The sequence below is a fragment of the Azoarcus indigens genome (assembly GCF_004361735.1).
GTDB lineage: Bacteria > Pseudomonadota > Gammaproteobacteria > Burkholderiales > Rhodocyclaceae > Azoarcus > Azoarcus indigens.
Window position 1 is genome coordinate 23,849 of record NZ_SNVV01000027.1, and the last position, 17,800, is coordinate 41,648.

Annotated in this window: 17 protein-coding genes; 7 read left to right on the top strand and 10 right to left on the bottom strand. The window is 67.0% G+C overall.

Annotated features, from left to right (window positions below):
- Window positions 1-61 precede the first annotated feature (61 nt).
- The 9 genes from C7389_RS21570 to C7389_RS21610 form a co-directional block, all read right to left on the bottom strand.
- Window positions 62-565: a DUF4124 domain-containing protein gene (locus tag C7389_RS21570; RefSeq protein WP_162851805.1), complete on the bottom strand. Its 504-nt coding sequence runs from the start codon at window positions 563-565 to the stop codon at window positions 62-64.
- Entirely contained in the window at window positions 562-2,640 is a 2,079-nt protein-coding gene (locus C7389_RS21575; protein ID WP_133594733.1) for a M3 family metallopeptidase, read from the bottom strand. Before C7389_RS21575 ends, C7389_RS21570 begins: the two co-directional genes overlap by 4 nt.
- A 133-nt stretch (window positions 2,641-2,773) precedes the next feature.
- Window positions 2,774-3,550, bottom strand: coding sequence for a DUF2189 domain-containing protein (locus C7389_RS21580; protein ID WP_133594734.1), 777 nt, complete (start codon window positions 3,548-3,550; stop codon window positions 2,774-2,776).
- A 224-nt stretch (window positions 3,551-3,774) separates the two neighbouring features.
- The gene (locus C7389_RS21585; protein WP_133594735.1) at window positions 3,775-4,710 is read right to left on the bottom strand and encodes a phosphoribosylaminoimidazolesuccinocarboxamide synthase; all 936 of its coding nucleotides are present in this window, start codon (window positions 4,708-4,710) and stop codon (window positions 3,775-3,777) included.
- A gap of 126 nt (window positions 4,711-4,836) precedes the next feature.
- Window positions 4,837-6,129, bottom strand: a complete 1,293-nt coding sequence (locus C7389_RS21590; protein WP_133594736.1) for a DUF3422 family protein — start codon at window positions 6,127-6,129, stop codon at window positions 4,837-4,839.
- Between the two features lie 153 nt (window positions 6,130-6,282).
- Window positions 6,283-6,861, bottom strand: coding sequence for a YceI family protein (locus C7389_RS21595; RefSeq protein WP_133594737.1), 579 nt, complete (start codon window positions 6,859-6,861; stop codon window positions 6,283-6,285).
- 79 nt (window positions 6,862-6,940) lie between these two features.
- Entirely contained in the window at window positions 6,941-7,519 is a 579-nt protein-coding gene (locus tag C7389_RS21600; RefSeq protein ID WP_133594738.1) for a YceI family protein, read from the bottom strand.
- A gap of 57 nt (window positions 7,520-7,576) precedes the next feature.
- Complete coding sequence (locus C7389_RS21605) at window positions 7,577-8,134, bottom strand: cytochrome b (RefSeq protein ID WP_133594739.1); 558 nt, start codon at window positions 8,132-8,134, stop codon at window positions 7,577-7,579.
- Between the two features lie 24 nt (window positions 8,135-8,158).
- Window positions 8,159-8,986, bottom strand: a complete 828-nt coding sequence (locus C7389_RS21610; RefSeq protein ID WP_133594740.1) for a DODA-type extradiol aromatic ring-opening family dioxygenase — start codon at window positions 8,984-8,986, stop codon at window positions 8,159-8,161.
- A gap of 138 nt (window positions 8,987-9,124) precedes the next feature.
- Between C7389_RS21610 and C7389_RS21615 the strand changes: the two genes are divergently transcribed.
- Complete coding sequence (locus C7389_RS21615) at window positions 9,125-10,045, top strand: LysR family transcriptional regulator (RefSeq protein WP_133594741.1); 921 nt, start codon at window positions 9,125-9,127, stop codon at window positions 10,043-10,045.
- A gap of 154 nt (window positions 10,046-10,199) precedes the next feature.
- Here C7389_RS21615 and C7389_RS21620 read toward each other — a convergent pair whose 3' ends face one another.
- A complete protein-coding gene (locus C7389_RS21620; RefSeq protein WP_133594742.1) occupies window positions 10,200-11,546 on the bottom strand; it encodes a dicarboxylate/amino acid:cation symporter in 1,347 nt (448 codons plus the stop codon).
- Window positions 11,547-12,056: 510 nt separating this feature from the next.
- On the opposite strand from C7389_RS21620, the gene C7389_RS21625 reads away from it, so the two are divergent.
- From C7389_RS21625 to C7389_RS21650, 6 genes are all read left to right on the top strand, one after another.
- On the top strand, window positions 12,057-12,929 hold the full coding sequence (locus tag C7389_RS21625) for a branched-chain amino acid ABC transporter permease (RefSeq protein ID WP_133594743.1): 873 nt from the start codon (window positions 12,057-12,059) through the stop codon (window positions 12,927-12,929).
- A complete protein-coding gene (locus C7389_RS21630) occupies window positions 12,929-13,771 on the top strand; it encodes a branched-chain amino acid ABC transporter permease (RefSeq protein ID WP_133594744.1) in 843 nt (280 codons plus the stop codon). Before C7389_RS21625 ends, C7389_RS21630 begins: the two co-directional genes overlap by 1 nt.
- On the top strand, window positions 13,768-14,592 hold the full coding sequence (locus tag C7389_RS21635) for an ABC transporter ATP-binding protein (protein ID WP_133594745.1): 825 nt from the start codon (window positions 13,768-13,770) through the stop codon (window positions 14,590-14,592). Before C7389_RS21630 ends, C7389_RS21635 begins: the two co-directional genes overlap by 4 nt.
- 1 nt (window position 14,593) lies before the next feature.
- Window positions 14,594-15,319, top strand: a complete 726-nt coding sequence (locus tag C7389_RS21640) for an ABC transporter ATP-binding protein (protein WP_133594746.1) — start codon at window positions 14,594-14,596, stop codon at window positions 15,317-15,319.
- A 91-nt stretch (window positions 15,320-15,410) separates the two neighbouring features.
- Window positions 15,411-16,580, top strand: a complete 1,170-nt coding sequence (locus tag C7389_RS21645) for an ABC transporter substrate-binding protein (RefSeq protein WP_162851806.1) — start codon at window positions 15,411-15,413, stop codon at window positions 16,578-16,580.
- 265 nt (window positions 16,581-16,845) lie between these two features.
- Window positions 16,846-17,778 (top strand): LysR family transcriptional regulator, encoded by a 933-nt coding sequence (locus tag C7389_RS21650; RefSeq protein WP_133594748.1) that lies wholly within the window; start codon window positions 16,846-16,848, stop codon window positions 17,776-17,778.
- Window positions 17,779-17,800: the final 22 nt, after the last annotated feature.

Here is a 17,800-nt window from a genome sequence, read left to right on the forward strand (position 1 = left end):
CTGGTCTGAAATGCAGTGGGGCGGGCCCTTGGCCCGCCCCACTTGCGTTCACCCGGCTCGATCAGCGTGGAACCGCCGCCGCCGACTTGGGATAGCCGGCGTCATCCAGCATCTTCTCCCAGGCGGTGGTCTCGTAGCCCTTGAAGTTCATGCGGCCTATGGTGATCGCCGGCACCTGCTCGGGCGTGCCGAACAGCTCACGATACGCCTGCACCTCCTCGGTACTCTCCAGCTTGTGTTCCTGGAAGGGGATGCCGCGGCGCTTCAGCAGGTCGCGCGCCAGGTTGCAAGGCGCCTGGCAGTCCTGGGTGACGAACACCGCCACCGGGAAGTTGGCCATCGCCTGCCGCACCGCGTAGGAAGGCGTAGTGTCGGCGGCGGGGGCGCCGCCGTAGCGCTTCTCGTCGAGCTTGTGGATGCTGGCCGGCGGTGGCTGGTCGGAGTAGTTCACCCGGCCGTTGCTGTCCACCCAGCGGTAGGTGGTGGGCGCCTGCGCCAGGGCGCCGGCGCTGGCCGCGGCCAGCACGACGGCGGCCAGCCCCTGCCACAACCGGCCGGCGCTCACGCTTCCACCATGCCGTTGTGGCGCAGCAGCGCATCCACCTTCGGTTCGCGGCCGCGGAAGGCCTTGAAGGATTCCAGCGCCGGCCGGCTGCCGCCGACGGCGAGGATCTCGCGCCAGAAGCGGGCGCCGGTTTCCGCGTCCAGCAGGCTGCCCTTGCCGGCGCCGGCCTCCTCGAAGGCTTCGAAGGCGTCCGCCGACAGCACCTCCGCCCACTTGTAGCTGTAGTAGCCGGCCGCGTAGCCGCCGGCAAAGATGTGGGAGAAGCTGTTGGGGAAGCGGTGCCAGGCCGGCGGGAACAGTACTGCCACCTCTCGTCGCACTTCATCCAGCACGCCGAACACCTTTTCCATCGGTACCGGCTGGCCGCCGGCGACGATGTCGCTATGGATGCGCAGGTCGAACATCGAGAATTCCAGCTGGCGTACCGTCTGCATGCCGCTCTGGAAGTTCTTGGCGGCGATCATCTTGTCGTAGAGCGCGCGGGGCAGCGGCTCGCCGGTATCGACATGGGCGGTCATGCCGGACAGCACGTCCCATTCCCAGCAGAAGTTCTCCATGAACTGGCTGGGCAGTTCCACCGCGTCCCACTCCACGCCGTGGATGCCGGACACGGCCAGTTCTTCCACCTTGGTCAGCAGGTGGTGCAGGCCGTGGCCGCACTCGTGGAACAGGGTGAGCACGTCGTCGTGGGTGAAGGTGGCGGGCTTGCCATTGACCGGGCCGGGGAAGTTGCACACCAGGTAGGCCACCGGCGTTTCCATGCCGCCGGCCGGGCGGCGGTGGCGGCTGCGGGCGGAGTCCATCCAGGCGCCGCCGCGCTTGGTTTCGCGGGCGTGGAGGTCGAGGTAGAAGTGGCCGACCAGCTCGCCTTCCTTCTCGATGCGGAAGAAGCGCACGTCCGGATCCCACTTGGGCGCCTCGTCCGGGAGGATGTCCACCTTGTACAGGGTGCGGATGACGCCGAACAGCCCATCCAGCACCTTGGGCTCGGGGAAGTACTGCTTCACCTCTTGCTCGGAGAAGGCGTAGCGCGCCTGGCGCAGCTTCTCGGAGGCGTAGGCCACATCCCAGGGGAAGAGCTCGGCCAGGCCCAGCTCCTTGGCGGCGAAGGCCTTCAGCTCGGCGAGGTCGCGTTCGGCGAAGGGCTTGGCCTTGGCGGCGAGGTCGCGCAGGAAGGCGAGCACCTGTTCCGGCGTGTCCGCCATCTTGGGCACCAGCGAGACCTCGGCGAAGTTGCGGTAGCCCAGCAACTGGGCTTCTTCCTCGCGCAGGGCGAGGATCTTGCCGATCAGCGGGCCGTTGTCCCATTCCGGCTTGCCGGCCTCGGAGGCGCGGGTGGCGTAGGCGCGGTACATGCGCTCGCGCAGGCCGCGGTCGTCGGCATACTGCAGCACCGGCAGGTAGGAGGGCATGTGCAGGGTGAACTTCCAGCCCGGCTTGCCTTCCTTCTCCGCCGCGGCACGGGCGGCGGCGCGGGCATCTTCCGGGATGCCGGCGAGGCCGGCTTCATCGCTGACCCATTCGCTGTGCGCGTTGGTGGCATCGAGGATGTTCTCGGAGAACTTGGCACCGAGCTGGGATTGCTCTTCCTGGATTTCCTGGAAGCGGGGCTTCACTTCGTCCGGCAGCTCGGCGCCGGAGAGGCGGAAGTCGCGCAGTTCGTTGTCCAGGATGCGCTGGCGCACCGGCGACAGGGTGGCGTATTCCGGGCCGTCGTGCAGGGCCTTGAATTTGTGGAAAAGGGCGAGGTTCTGGCCGACTTCGGCGTAGAAGCGGGAGACCTCGGGCAGCATTTCGTTGTAGGCCTCGCGCCACTCGGGCACGTCCATCACGCTGTGCAGGTGGCCGACCACGCCCCAGGCGCGGCCCAGGCGTTCGCCGGCCTCGTTCATCGGTTCGACGAAGTTGGCCCAGGTGGGCGCGGCGGTATCGGCGGTGAGGCGGGCGATCAGTGCGCGGTTCTCTTCGAGCAGGCCGCGCACCGCGGGGGCCACGTGCTCCGGGCGGGCGTCGCTGAAGCGGGGGAATCCGGAGAAGTCGAGCAGCGGGTTCTGGGCGTTCGATGTCTGGCTCATGATGTCTGGATCGTCCTGCTGGTCGGTAACGCGGCTATTGTGCCCAAAAAGCGCGAAGGGCGCCGCTATGGGCGCCCTTGGCAAAAGCAATCGCGCCGCGCCCGGTTTGCAGGTGCGGCGCGGGGCGAGCGGCCTATCCGACCATGTCCTTGTAAGCGTGCCAGGTGGCATGGCCGAGCAGGGGCAGCACTACCACCAGCCCTATCATCATGGTGGCGAAGCCTATCGCCACCGTGGCGACGATGATCACCGCCCACAGGGCCATGGCGCCCAGATTCACGCCGACTGCCCGGGCGCTGGTCATGGCGGCGGTGATGGCGTCCACCTCGCGGTCTATCAGCATCGGAATGGCGATGGCCGACAGGGCGTAGATCACCGCTGCCAGCGCACCGCCCACCACCAGGTAGGAGACGACGAAGTGGGTGTATTCGCCGGAAAAGAACACCGTGCGGTAGAAGTCGCTCAGGTCCGGCACCACGTCGTGATAGAACAGGGCGAACAGGATGGCGGAGATCCGCTCCCAGCCGATCAGCGCCAGCGCCAGGAACACGCCGAAGTAGAGCAGGCTGTCGCCATGCCGGGTCAGCCCCTTGAGTGAGCGGCTGAAGCTGACCCGCTCGCCGCCGTCCTGCCGGCGGGAGATCTCGTACAGCCCGGCTGCGGCCAGCGGTCCGATCAGGAAGAAGCCGGAGATGGCGGCAGTGAAGAGGTAGGGCATGGAGGCCGCGTAGGCCAGGATCATGTAGCCGATGGCGGCGAGGATGAGGCCATAGCTCAGGCTGGCGCCCGGGCTGTCGCGCATGTCCTGCAGGCCCAGCCGCAACCACAGCAGGGGGCGCGAAACGGCGACCGTGCGGACCTGGGGAAGCTGGAAGTGATGATCCAGCGATGAGTGGTAGGGCTTGTCCATGGCAACCTCCGTTGGCTGGTGGCACCGCTCACCATCCCCGCCGTGCAGGGCGGTCTCGGGTTGCTTTTCAGGTTAGGTCGACTTGGACGCTTTGGCGACCGTCATTGGTCGGCCGGGCGATGAGGGAATCCCCTGATGCGGCGGCCGGGGGCCGCCGATGAAGGGCTGCCACGCCGCAGCGGAGCACCCTTGCGGCGGGAGCGCGGGCTCCCGCCGGGCTGGGCTCAGGCCAGGCTGCGGCCGGTGAGCTTTTCGTAGGCTTCGCGGTACTTGGCGGCGGTGCGCTCGACCACCTCGGGCGGCAACTGGGGGCCGGGCGCCTTCTTGTTCCAGTCCAGGGTTTCCAGGTAGTCGCGCACGTACTGCTTGTCGTAGGACGGCGGGCTGATGCCTTCGCGGTAGCTGTCGGCGGGCCAGAAGCGGGAGGAATCCGGCGTCAGCGCCTCGTCGATCAGGTGCAGGGTGCCGGCGGCATCCACGCCGAACTCGAACTTGGTGTCGGCGATGATGATGCCGCGGCTGGCGGCGTAGTCGGCCGCCTGGGTGTAGAGGGCGATGGCGGCGTCGCGGGCTTCGGTGGCGAGCTGGGCGCCGGTCTTGCCGGTGCCGGCCAGCACGTCTTTCAGCACTGTGTCGCAGCGGGCCTGGGCCTGTTCGAAGGAAATGTTCTCGTCGTGGTCGCCGACGTCGGCCTTGGACGCCGGGGTGAAGATGGGCGCGGGCAGCTTGGCGGCCTGGGCCAGGCCGGCGGGCAGGGCGATGCCGCAGATGGCGCCGGTGTCCTGGTAGTCCTTCCAGCCGGAGCCGATCACATAGCCGCGCACCACCGCCTCGATGGGCAGCGGCGCCAGGCGTTTGACTACCAGCGCGCGGCCCGCGACCTGCTCGCGCTCTTCGGCCGTCACCACGGTTTCGGGGGCGATGCCGGTGAGCTGGTTGGGCACGATGTGGCCCAGGCGCTCGAACCAGAAGTTGGCCATCGCGGTGAGCACCCGGCCCTTGTCGGTGATGGGGTTGGGCAGGATGACGTCGAAGGCGGAGAGGCGGTCGCTGGTGACGATGAGGAGCTTGTCGTCGCCGACGGCGTAGATGTCGCGCACCTTGCCGCGGCCGAGCAGCGGCAGGCTCTTGATGGAGGATTCGAAAAGCGGCTTGGCCACGATGGCGGAGTCCCTTCTGGGTAAAACGCGATTATAGGCCAGCGTGCCCGCCGGCCGGCTGCGGTCCGGCGGTGCAGGCGGGCACGGCTTGCCCTGCTTGGTGAGCGGGCGGTCCCGGGGCGGCGCTCAGTGGCCGCCGCCATCCTCGGCGGTCAGCGCCTTGCGCATGCGGCGCAGGCCCAGCGCCACCAGACAGGCGATGACCGGGATGGAGACGGCGGTGATGATCTCCGGCGTGGCCGGCAGGATGATGTCCTTGGCGCCCTTGGCGACGTAGTTCACCAGCTGCGAGGCGTAGTAGGTGATGGCGACCACCGACAGCCCTTCCACCGTTTCCTGCAGGTGCAGCTGGATCTTGGCGCGGCGGTTCATCTGCGCCAGCAGCTCCTGGTTCTGCCGCTCCAGTTCGATGTCGACCCGGGTGCGCAGCAGCTGGGAGTTGCGGGCGATACGGCCGGAGAGGTCTTCCTGGCGGCGGGCGATGGTGGCGCAGGTGGCGATGGCGGGCGCCAGCCGGCGCTGCATGAACTCGTCTATGGTGGGGAAGCCGTCGTAGCGCGTCTCGCGCAGTTCCTCGATGCGCTGGCCGACCAGCCGGTAGTACGCCGCTGCGGCGCCGAAGCGGAAGGTGGTGCGCGCCACCGAGCGCTCGACGTCGGCGGCGAGCTTGGTCAGGCGGCCCAGCACCTTGCGGTCGTCCTCGGAGCTGCGGGCCTCGCCCATGCTGTCCATCAGATTGGCCAGTTCGTCTTCGGCGCGGGAGAGCAGGCGGCCGACTTCCTTGGCGACCGGGAAGGCGAGCAGCGCCATCACCCGGTAGGTCTCGATCTCGACCAGGCGCTGCACCGTGCGGCCGGCCTGGCGTGGGGTGAGCCCGGCATCCAGCAGCAGGAAGCGGGAAAAGCCGTCCTTGATCTGGAAGTCGGTGAACACCCAGCCGCTGCCGCCGGCCACCTGCGCGGCCACCAGCGTTTCGCCGCGCGGCGAAACCGCCTGGGTGACGCTCTCCGGCGCGATCTCGGCCACGCCGCGCAGCTCGATGTGGGTGGCGGTGATCAGGCGGCCAGGGATGGCCTTGCGCCAGGCGGCGGGCACCGCCAGCAGGGCATGCTCGTCGTCGGTGTCGCCCGGCTGGATGCGGCGGAAGAAGGTGTAGCTGGAGAACTCGTTGTGGCGCTCCCACTTCAGCCGGAAACCGCCGCCGTCGAGGAAGACGTGGCCGGAATCCACCGCCGGTGCTTCCACGCCCAGCTGTTCGGCGAGCGCGGCCAGGTGGGCGGCCTCGCGCCCGGCGCTGCCTTCGTGGTGCAGGAAGGCGAGGTAGGTGACGAACTCCGGCGTATCCAGCGGCACCGGCGGGCGGGCGTGGACTTCGTCGTTGAGGGTCTGGCGTAGCGGGTGCTGTTCGAATAGGGACATGTCGTCTGGATGGTGGCCGGTGCGGCACCCGGAATGGGCGGAAGGCGGCATTTTGCGCAGCGGCCCCTGCAATGACAAGGCGCCGCCCGCCACCGGTGAATGGCGAGACGGCGCCTTGATTGTCTTACCCGCGCAGGGGCGGGAAGAGGCGGCTTACTGCTTGATCGCTTCGATGGCGATGTCCAGCGTCACTTCGTCGCCCACGTAAGGCACGTACTTGCCGGCGCCGAAGTCGCTGCGCTTGATGACGGCGGTGGCGTTGGCGCCCAGCGCGTCCTTCTTCAGCATCGGATGCGGAATGGCCTGGAAGGAGGTGACGGTCAGCGTCACCGGCTTGGTCACGCCCTTCAGCGTCAGGTTGCCGACCACTTCCACCGGCTTGTCGCCCTCGAAGCGCACCGAGGTGGACTTGAAGGTGGCGGTGGGGAATTGGGCGGTGTCGAGGAAGTCGGCCCCCTGGATGTGCTCGTCGAAGGTGGGGAAGCCGGTATCCACCGAGGTGGTGTCTATGGTCACGTCCACCGAGCCGGTCTTGGCTGCCTTGTCGAAGGTCACGGTGCCGGTGGTCTTGTTGAAGCGCGACAGCTGCTTGGAGAAGCCCAGGTGGTTGTAGGAGAAGCGCGGGAAGGTGTGGCTGCCGTCGATGGCGTAGGTTTCCGGCGCGGCCAGGGCGGGCGCGGCCAGGGCGATGGCGAGCGGGGTGGCGAGGGCGATACGGGTCAGCATTTTCATGGGTTCTCTCCGGATGTGTGCTTGATCAGCGGGATGGAAAAAGGATGGGCTGGGAGCCCTGCGATGGGACTGCGGCGCCTTACTTGTGCGCGGCCTGCAGGTGGAACTTCACCTGGATCTCGTTGGCGACGATGCCGAAGTCGGCCCATTCGCCTTCGCCGATGGCGAAGTCGCCGCGCTTGATGACAAAGCTGCCATCGAAGGCGCCGCTGGCCGGGTCGAAGGTGAAGGGCGCGGTGACGTTCTGGCTGCGGCCCTTGATCGTCAGCGTGCCCAGGGCTTCGTAGCGGTTGCCGCCCAGGGCCTTCACCGAGCTGGACTTGAAGCTGGCCTTGGGATGCTTGGCGGCATCGAACCAAGTCTTGCCGGTGACTTCGGCGGTGGCTTCATCCGAGCCGGCATCCACGCTGGCGACGTCGATGTCCACCGTGGCCTGGCCGGCTTCCGGCTTGGCCGGGTCGAAGTTGAGCCTGGCGTCGAACTTGTTGAACTTGCCGTCCATCGCCACGCCCATCTGGCGATAGGTGAAGGCAACGCGGCTGGCGTCCGCCTTTACCTGGTCAAAGGTGGCGGCCTGGGCGGCAGGCGCGGCCAGGGTGAAGACCGACAGGCCCAGCACGGCGGCGAGGGTGGCCTGGCGCAGGGTGCTCGTTTTCATTCTTGACTCTCCTGGGGGTGACCGCCGGGGGGCGGCCGGATTGCGTTGGCTTGCGGCTCAGGCCTTGGCGCCCGGCAGCATGCGGGTGAGGACATCGTCGCGGTCGATGAAGTGGTGCTTCAGCGCCGCACAGGCGTGGCCGACGACGGTGGCGGCGAGCAGCCAGTTGAGCCAGGCGTGGGTGGTGGCCAGCAGGTCGCCCAGTTCGGCGTTCTTGGACACCAGGTCCGGCAGCGGTAGCACGCCGAACCACACAGTCTGGAAACCCTTGGCGGAGCTCATCAGCCAGCCGCTCAGCGGCACTGCGAACATCAGGATGTAGAGCACCACATGGGCGCTGTTCGCCGCCAGTTGCATCAGCGCGGGCATGCTCGCCGGCAGTTCCGGCGGCCGGTGGCCCAGCCGCCAGGCGAGGCGGGCCAGTGCCAGCACGAACACGGTGATACCTGCCCACTTGTGCCAGGAGTAGAGCTTGAGCTTGGTGGGCGACAGCGACAGGCTGGTCATGTACAGGCCGAGGCTGAAGATGCCGATGATGCCGAGGGCGATCAGCCAGTGCAGCGAGATGGCGGTGCGGGTATAGCGGGCGGGGCCGTGGGGAGCGAGGCTGTTCATGGTTGTCCTTGTTCGGGGTGAGGCTCAGGCGGCCAGCGGCGCGGTCTCGCTGCCGGCGGTGGCGTGGCGGCCGAAGGCGAAGCTGTCCATGGACAGCACGCCGTTGGTGACGCCGCCGGCGATGCGCGCCGCCTGCTGCCAATCCTTGCCGGCCGCGCCGATGGCGAAGTACAGCGGCAGCAGGTGCTCGTCCGTCGGGTGGGCGCGGACGGCTTCCGGCGCCCGCCGGCGGTAGTCGAGCAAGGCTTCGAGGTCGCCGGCCTCGATTGCGTTCCAGATCCAATCGGCGAAGGCGGTGGCGTAGGTGTCCGCGCGTTCGTCGCCGCGCCGCAGCTCGTACAGGTTGTGGGTGAGGCTGCCGGAGCCGATCAGCAGCACGCCCTGCTCGCGCAGCGGCGCCAGCGCGCGGCCGAACTCGAACACCACCTCCGGCGAGCGGGTGGCGGGCTGCGCCACCTGCAGTAGCGGGATGTCGGCCTCTGGGTAGAGGTGCATCAGCGGCACCCAGGCGCCGTGGTCGCGGCCGGCGCGATCGTTGGCCACCGCCGGAATGCCGTGGCGACCGAGCAGGCCGATGACCTCCGCCGCCACGCCGGGCGCACCCGGCGCCGGGTAGGACAGGGTGTACAGCTCGGCCGGGAAGCCGCCGAAGTCATGGATGGTTTCCGGCGCCGGGCCGGACAGCACTTCCGCGCTGCGCGTCATCCAGTGTGGCGACATCACGACGATGGCGCGCGGCCGCGGCAAGATTTCGCCCAGGCGGCGCAGCGCCGGGCCGGCAATGCCGGGCAGCAGGGCGAACATCGGCGATCCGTGCGAGATGAACAGGCTGGGAAAGGCGGGGGCGGACATGGCTGGGTCTCCGTAGGTGTCCGTTCTAGGCAGCATAGGAAAGGCGCTGCGGACAATCGCTACTCTATTGACTTTGATGGATGAGATAAACGCAGGATGATTTGACAGACTGTAAAGCACAGGAAAACAATTCTGCCCATGGACAGATTCCGTGAGATGGCAACCTTCGTCGCCGTGGTTGAGGCTGGCAGCTTCGTCGGCGCCGGTGAAACGCTGCGCGTCTCCAAGGCCGCGGTGTCTCGCAGCGTGCAGGAGTTGGAGGCCCGCCTGGGCGCCCGCCTGCTGCAGCGGACCACCCGCCGCCTGTCGCTCACCGAGGCAGGCCGCGCTTACTACGCCCGCAGCAAGCAGATCCTGGCCGACGTGGAGGAGGCGGACGGCGCGGTCGGCGCGGTCACCGGCCAGCCGGTGGGCCAGCTGCGGGTGAACGTGCCTTTTTCCTTCGGCCTCAGGCACCTGGCGCCGCTGTGGGGTGAGTTCCTCGCCCGCTATCCCGGCATCGAACTGGACGTGTCGCTGAACGACCGCCTGGTGGACCTGGTGGAGGAAGGCTACGACATGGCGGTGCGCATCACCCGCATGGCGGACTCCTCGCTGGTGTCGCGCCGGCTGGCGAGCACCCGGGTGCTGTTCTGCGCCTCGCCGGAATATCTCGCCGAGCACGGTCAACTGAAGCGGCTGGCGGATGTCACCCGGCATGCGGTGATCGGCTACAGCTACTCCCAGTTCGGCGACCTGTGGCGGCTGAGGCGGCGCGATGGCGTCGAGGAGGAAGCGCTGACGCGGCCGCGGCTGCGCGCTAACAACGGCGATACCTGCCGCGCGGCGGCGCTGGCTGGCCAGGGCATCGCCCTACTGCCCACCTTTCTCATCGGCGAGGACTTGCACGCCGGCCGCCTGGTGCCGGTGCTGCTGGATTACCCGCCGCCGGAGCTCGGCATCTACGCGGTTTATCCCTCGCGCAAACACCTGTCGCTGAAGGTGCGGGTGCTGCTGGACTTCCTGGCCGAGGCTTTCGCCGAGGTGTCCTGGGCGGGCTGCGACGCCCAAGCGGGTTGAGCGGATGCGCTAATTGGTAGACGGCGTACCCAGGAAGGGCGGTGCGTCCCGTGCCGCCAAGCGGCGGCCCGTTCCCGCCCCGAATGAAAATCGGCCCCGCGGGCTTGCGCACCGCAGGGCCGACTCCGGGGTAGGTATCGGGTAGGGGGCGGGCTCAGGCCGAGCGGGCTTCCGGGCGCGCCACGTTCATGTGGGACTCCTCGGCGTCGAGCACGATCATTTCCGGCGAGCTGGCTTCTTCCTCGGTCTCGTTGTTCAGGTGGGCCTGCAGGCGCTCTTCGTCCAGCTCCTTGCACCACTTGGCGACGACGATGGTGGCCACGCTGTTGCCAATCAGATTGGTCAGCGCGCGGGCTTCGGACATGAAACGGTCTATGCCCAGGATCAGCGCCAGGCCGGCCACCGGAATGCCGCCCACTGCCGACAGCGTCGCCGCCAGCACGATGAAGCCGCTGCCGGTCACGCCTGCCGCGCCCTTGGAGGTCAGCAGTAGCACCAGCAGCAGGGTGACCTGCTGGGTGATGTCCATCGGCGTGTTGGTGGCCTGGGCGATGAACACCGCCGCCATCGTCAGGTAGATGGAGGTGCCGTCGAGGTTGAAGGAGTAGCCGGTGGGGATCACCAGGCCAACGGTGGACTTGTTGCAGCCCAGGTTCTCCATCTTGGCCATGATGCGCGGCAGCGCCGACTCGGAGGAGGAGGTGCCGAGCACGATCAGCAGTTCTTCCTTGATGTAGCGGATCAGCTTCCACACCGAGAAGCCGTGGCTGCGGGCGATGGTGCCCAGCACGCCGAAGATGAAGACCAGGCAGGTGAAGTAGAAGGTCGCCATCAGCTTGCCGAGCTCGGCCAGCGTGCCGACGCCGTACTTGCCGATGGTGAAGGCCATCGCACCGAAGGCGCCGATCGGGGCCACCTTCATGATGTAGCCGACGATGCCGAACAGCACATGGGAGAACTTCTCGATGAAGTCGAACACCAGGGTGCCGCGGCCGCCGAAGCGGTGCAGGGCAAAGCCGAACATCACCGAGAACAGCAGCACCTGCAGGATCTCGCCCTTGGCGAAGGCATCCACCACCGTGCTGGGAATCACATGCAGCAGGAAGTCGGTGGTGCTCTGCATCGCGCCCGGCGCGGTGTAGGAGGCGATGGCCTTGGTGTCCAGCGAGGCTGGGTCGATGTTCATGCCAACGCCGGGCTTCACCACGTTGACGATGACGAGGCCGACGATGAGGGCGATGGAGCTGACCACTTCGAAGTAGAGCAGGGCGAGGCCGCCCGTCTTGCCCACCTTCTTCATGTCTTCCATGCCGGCGATGCCGACGACCACGGTACAGAAGATGATCGGCGCGATGATCATCTTGATGAGCTTGATGAAGCCGTCGCCCAGCGGCTTCATGGCGGTGCCGGTCTCCGGATAGAAGTGCCCCAGCAGCACGCCGATCGTAATGGCGACGATGACCTGAAAGTACAGGGAACGATAGATCGCTTTCTTGACCACGGATGTCTCCTCTACAGGAGCCGCGGATTATTTGCCCATCAATGGCGCGCGGGCAGTGTGAACATCCGCACTGTGGAAAACACTTATATAAGACAGGGATGTCGAGGCCGCAGCTGGGGCGGAGTTAATGCCATCGGCGTCGTCCGTGGGCCCTTGAACGCCTTGATCGGAAAGGCTTTTGATTCCGCCATTGGTGCGGTGCAAAAGGCCACCCCAGCGGTTGGGTCTTGCCTGCTTCGTCCTGTCGAGACGGTGGCTGGAATCGGCCGGAAAATTCTTCCGGCATGCACCGGATTGAGGCTCGGAAAATGCGCTTTCGCCCCAAAAAAGGGCGCTTCCGGCCGGCTTGCCGGGGCCGGGCAAAAAAAGCTTGTTACCCCTTTCCTCCGAGGCTTTTCCCCGGATATAGTTACGGAAAAATAGCTTTGCAATAAAGCAAATTAAGTTAGTCACCCTGGTGGAAAAGGGCAGCCTCGACGCTGCACCGGCTCCCCGCAGAGAGAGGATCGTATGATCTGGCAACAGCTGATTAACGGGCTGATGTTGGGGGGCATCTATGTCTTGATCGCCGTCTCCTTCACGCTCGCCATAGGCATCCTGAACTTCCTCAACTTCTCCCTGCCGGGGTTGTTCATGCTCGGTGGCGTGCTGACCTGGGCGCTGATCGGCGCCGGCTGGCACTGGAGCCTGGCGATGCTGGTGGCGCTGCTGGCCGCCGCCGCGGTGTCGCTGCTGGTGGAGCAGCTCTCCTACAAGCCGATGCGCAACGCCGATCCGGAGCTGCCGCTGGTGAGCTCGCTGGGTTTCCTGGTGCTGATGGAAAACCTGGTGATCGTGAAGTGGGGCTCGGACCAGCAGTCCTTCCCGGCGCTGATTCCCGACTTCAATCTGCGCTTCGGCGGCCTCATCATCGGCACCGCCCAGCTCATCAGCTTCCTGATCGCGGTCGGCGTGGTGCTGTGGCTGTCCTGGTTCCTCAAGACCACCAACACCGGCCGCCGCCTGCGCGCCATCGCCGAGAACCGCGACACCGCGGAAATCCTCGGCATCAACCTCGCCCGCCTGGTGCCCTGTGTCTTCGTCTTCAGCGCGGTGTTCACCGCCCTCGGCGGCATCCTGTTCGCGCTCAACTACCTCCAGGTATCGCCCTTCATGGGCGAGAACATCGGCTTCAAGGGCGTGGCGGCGATGATCGTCGGCGGCATGGGCTCGATCTGGGGCGCCATCGTCGGCGGCCTGCTCATCGGCCTGGTGGAGGTGCTGTCGATCTACTTCTTCGGTGCCGACGTTGTGAACATCCTGGTGTACGGCTTCCTGCTGCTGGTGCTGATCGTACGCCCCGCCGGCCTGCTGGGCCGTCCGATCTCGCGGGAGAAACTGTAATGAGCGGCTACCAGACCGGCGTTCTCGTCTTCCTGGCCTTCAACGTCATCGCGGCCTACTCGGTCTATCTGCCGATGGCGGCCGGCCAGCTCAACCTCGGCATCGCCGGTTTCATGGCGATAGGCGCCTACACCTCGGCCTACCTCAGCAACGAGCTGGGCTGGTCCATGCTGTCCAGCGTGCCGGCCGGCGCGCTCGCCTCCTGCCTGCTGGCGACGGTGGTGGCGGTGCCGGTGTTGCGCACCCACGGCATCTACCTGGCGCTGGCGACCTTCGCGCTGGGGCAGATCATCGCCGCGGTCTTCCTCAACCTGGAAGTGGTGGGCGCGGCCGCCGGCTACCCGGTGAATGAATACGTGTCGCCCATGGTGGTGGTGGCTTGCGCCGCCGGCGTGGTGCTGCTGATGGTGTTCCTTTCCCGCACCCGCTACGGCCTCTACCTCACCGCGATCAAGAACGACGCCACGGTGACCGACCTGATGGGCGTGAACGTGCGCGGCATGCAGATCTCCGCTTTCGCCATCGGCGCCATGGTCGCCGGCTTCGGCGGTGCGCTCTACGGGCACCACTACAGCTTCATCGAAGCCCAGCACTTCAACGTGCTGCTGAGCGTGTTCACCGTGCTCTACGTGCTGCTGGGCGGCACCCAGACGGTACTCGGGCCGCTGGTGGGCGCGGTGTTCTTCACCCTGCTGCCAGAAGCGCTGCGGGCCAGCGACCAGTGGCGCTACGTGATCTTCGCCGCGCTCATCATCCTGATGATGCTGTTGCGTCCGCAGGGGCTGCTCACCGCCTCCCTGCTGCGCAGCCTGGGCGGCCGCAAGCAAGGAATGCAGCAATGAGCGCGACGGCAACCCTGGGCAATGCCGGCGCGCTGGCTGGTTCCGCGGCCGGCAGCACGGCCAGTGACTACGCGCTGGAAGTGCGCGGCCTGTCCAAGTCCTTCGGTGGCCTGGAAGTGATCGGCGACCTCAGCTTCGCCGCCCCGCGCGGCAAGGCCACCGCGCTGATCGGCCCCAACGGCGCCGGCAAGACCACGGTGTTCAACCTGGTGTCCGGCGTGTATACGCCCACCGCCGGCACGGTGCTGGTGAATGGCCAGGACATCACCGGCGTGCCTTCCCGCCGCCGCATCCACGCCGGCGTGGCGCGCAGCTTCCAGAACATCCGCCTGATGCAGCATCTGACGGTGATCGAGAACCTGCTGATCGGCCAGCATGTGCGGGCGCAGGGCCTGGGCGCGCTGTTCAGCCCCTTCCGCCTGATGCCGAAACACCGCTGGTGGAAGGAGGCGCAGCAGGCGCTGGACGAATGCGGCCTGGGCGCCTACGCCCAGCAGACGGTGGGCGCGCTGGCCTACGGCATCCGCAAGCGCATCGACCTGGTGCGGGCGACGCTGGCCGGCCCTTCGCTGCTGCTGCTGGATGAACCGGCCGCCGGCCTCAACCCCACCGAAACCCAGGATCTGCTCGCCCACCTGCGCCTGCTCGCCAGCCGCGGCACCAGCTTGCTGGTGGTGGAGCACGACATGCCCTTCGTCGGCGAAATCTGCGAGCACGTGGTGGTGCTCAACTTCGGCCGCAAGATCGCCGAGGGCACGCTGGACGAAGTGCGCCAGGTACCGCAGGTGCGCGAGGCCTACCTGGGCAGCGAGGAAGAATGACATGCTGGAAATCCTGAATCTCAGCGTCGCCTACGGTCGCAACGAGGCGCTGCGCAAGGTCAACCTCAAGGTCGAGGAAGGCAAGATCGTCACCGTGCTGGGCGCCAACGGCGCCGGCAAGAGCACGCTGCTCAACGCCATCCTCGGCATGGTCAAGCCCAGGGACGGCCAGATCCTGCTCGGCCGCGACGACATCACCCTGGCCAGCCCCAGCGAGCGGGTGGCGCGCGGCATCGTGCTGGTGCCGGAAGGCCGCCGCATCCTCATCACCATGACGATAGAGGAGAACCTGATGCTGGGCGCCCACCTGCGCAAGGACCACGCCGCGGTGAAGCAGGAGCTGGACGCCATCTACGCCCGCTTCCCCAACCTTGCCGAGCGCCGCCACATGGCCGCCGCCTGCCTGTCCGGCGGCGAGCAGCAGATGCTGGCCATCGGCCGCGCGCTGCTGGCCAGGCCGCGCCTGATCATGCTGGACGAGCCCTCGCTGGGTTTGTCGCCGCTGTTCGTTGCCAAGCTCTTCGAACTGCTGCGCGAGATCAACCGCGACGGCCTCACCGTGCTGCTGGTGGAACAGAACACCGGCAAGGCGCTGGCCAACGCCCACTACGCGGCGGTGCTCGAGCTCGGACAGGTGGTGATGGCGGGCGAGCCGGCGGTGCTGGCGGCCGACCCGCGCCTGCAGGAGGCCTACCTCGGACGTGCCGGCGACGGCGCGCACGGGTGACGGACGCGCGGCCCGCTTCCCCCACGGGCTGCCGCTTTCTTCGGTGTGTTGGACTTGTTGGACTAACAGAGAGGTGTTCCCCATGCTGCAAATGAAAAAAGCGACCCTGGCCCTGGCCGCGGTCTCGATGTTCGGTGCGACCGTGGCGCATGCCGCCGACCTCGTCCTCGGCCTGGCGATGGCCAAGACCGGTCCCTATGTGAGCCTCGCCAATACCAACGAGATCGCGGTGGACATGGCGGTCGAAGAGATCAACAAGGCCGGCGGCGTGAACGGCAAGCAGATCAAGGTGGTGAAGTTCGACACCGGCGGCGATCCCAAGCAAGCCACGCTGGCGGTGCGCCGCTTCGCCGAGGACGACAAGGCGCTGGCCATCGTCGGCCCCTTCAGCTCCAGCGAAGTGAAGGTTTCCTTCCCGGTGGGCGAGCGCCTGGGCATTCCCCAGATGGCGATGAGCTCCTCCGCGCCCGGCCTGGGCAAGGGCTTCAGCTTCGGCTTCCGCAACACCACCGACGAAGGCCGGGTGGTGAACGAAGTGCTCAGCTCCATCAAGGAGAAGGGCCTGCCGCACGCCACCGGCGCCATCGCCTACGCCACCGACGATACCGTCTCCAAGTCCATGGGCACCGCGGTGTTCCCCAAGCTGTTCGGCGAATACAAGATTCCGGTGAAGGGCGAGGTGGATTTCCAGTACAAGGCCTTCGACCTGTCGCCGCAGGTGTCCCGCCTGGTCGCCATCAAGCCTGACGTGATCGGCGTCGGCGCACCGCCGGAAGCCGCCATCAACCTGGCCAAGGAAATGAAGCGGCAGGGCGTGCAGGCCCGCCTCATCGGCGGTACCACCATCGCCGACCCCGATCTGCCGCAGCGCATGGACGGCGCCGGCGAGACCATGACCATAGGCACCACCTTCTTCAAGGACTACGACGACAAGGCGAAGAAGTTCTCCGCCGAGTTCTCCAGCCGCGCCAAGGCCGCCGGCCTGACCCGCACCGTGCCCAACCAGATGGACGCGGCGAGCTACGACATCGTCTACCTGTATGCCGAAGCCATGCGCAACGGCAAGGTCGGCGCCGCCGCCGACAAGCTGGCCGACGAGCGCAAGGTGATCCGAGACGAGTTGGTCAAGTTGAAGGACTTCCCGGCGCTGGAAGGCGGCATCACCTTCGACGCCGACGGCGATGCGGTGAAGCCCATCTACGTGCTGGAAGTGAAGAAGGGCGAATGGACGTTGCTGGACCGCCGCGTGCCCAAGCAGTAATTCCTGCTCCTGTCGCAGCAAACGAAAACGCGCTCCCCGGAGCGCGTTTTTCATTGTCCGCCGGACGCGGTGCGCTGCTTCGCGTTCAGGCCTGGCGGTTCAACTTTCTGGTGCCGCAGCGGCTGGGCTGCAGATCGTGCGGCGGTACCCAGCCGTGGAGGGGTATGGGAAACAGGCAATAGCCGGGGGGCTTTCCATTGCATGTTTTTGTCGTTATTCAAAAGAACCTATGATTGCATTAAGGTAAATCCAAAGAGGGGCCGCCATGCCACGTCCCGATCTCAATCTCCTGCTGGCGCTGGATGCGCTGCTCGAGGAGGGCAGCGTCATCGGCGCCGCGCGCCGCATGCATCTGAGCGCGCCGGCGATGAGCCGCACCTTGAGCCGCATCCGGGAGGCGCTGGGCGACCCGGTGTTCGTCCAGGTCGGCCGCAAACTCATGCCCACGCCCAAGGCGCTGGCACTGCGCGAACAGGTACGGGTGGCGGTCGAGCAGGCCTCGCAAGTGTTCGCCTCCAGTGCCGAGATCGACCTGAAATCGCTGGACCGGCGCTTCAGCGTCCGCGCCACCGATGAGTTCGTGAGCATCCATCTGGGCTATCTGCTGGATGCGATGGCGCGGGAAATGCCGCGGGCGATGCTGCGCTTTTCGCCGGAGGAAGACGACGTGGACGAAGAGGCGCTGCGCAGCGGCCGCATCGACCTGTTCATCAGCGCCTCGCGCAAGCTGGGGCCGGAGATCCGCGTGCAGTCGCTGTTCACCACCACGTTCGTGGGCGTCGCGCGCGCCCACCATCCGATCTTCGACGAGGAGATCACGCCCGAACGCCTCACGCACTGGGAGCACATCAACGTCTCGCGACGCGGCAGGGCCGCCGGGCCCGTCGATGCCGCGCTGGAAGCGCAGGGACTGCGACGGCATGTCGCCCTGGTGGTGCCCAATCCGTACACCGCATTGTTCGCATTGCTGGATTCGGATCTGCTGTTGCCCTTGCCCCGGCATCTGGCCAGCACCGCGCTGGCTGCGGGCCTGCACATTCGCCTGTTCGACCTGCCGATACCGCTGGAAACGGTGCTGCTGACGCAGGCCTGGCACCCGCGCCTGGAGGGCGACCCGGCCCATCAATGGCTGCGGCGGACCATTCATACGCTCTGCAACGAGAGCCAGGCGCAGGCGGCGAAGCGCGCCAAGCCATAGCGGCGCGTTCGCCGCCATGCGT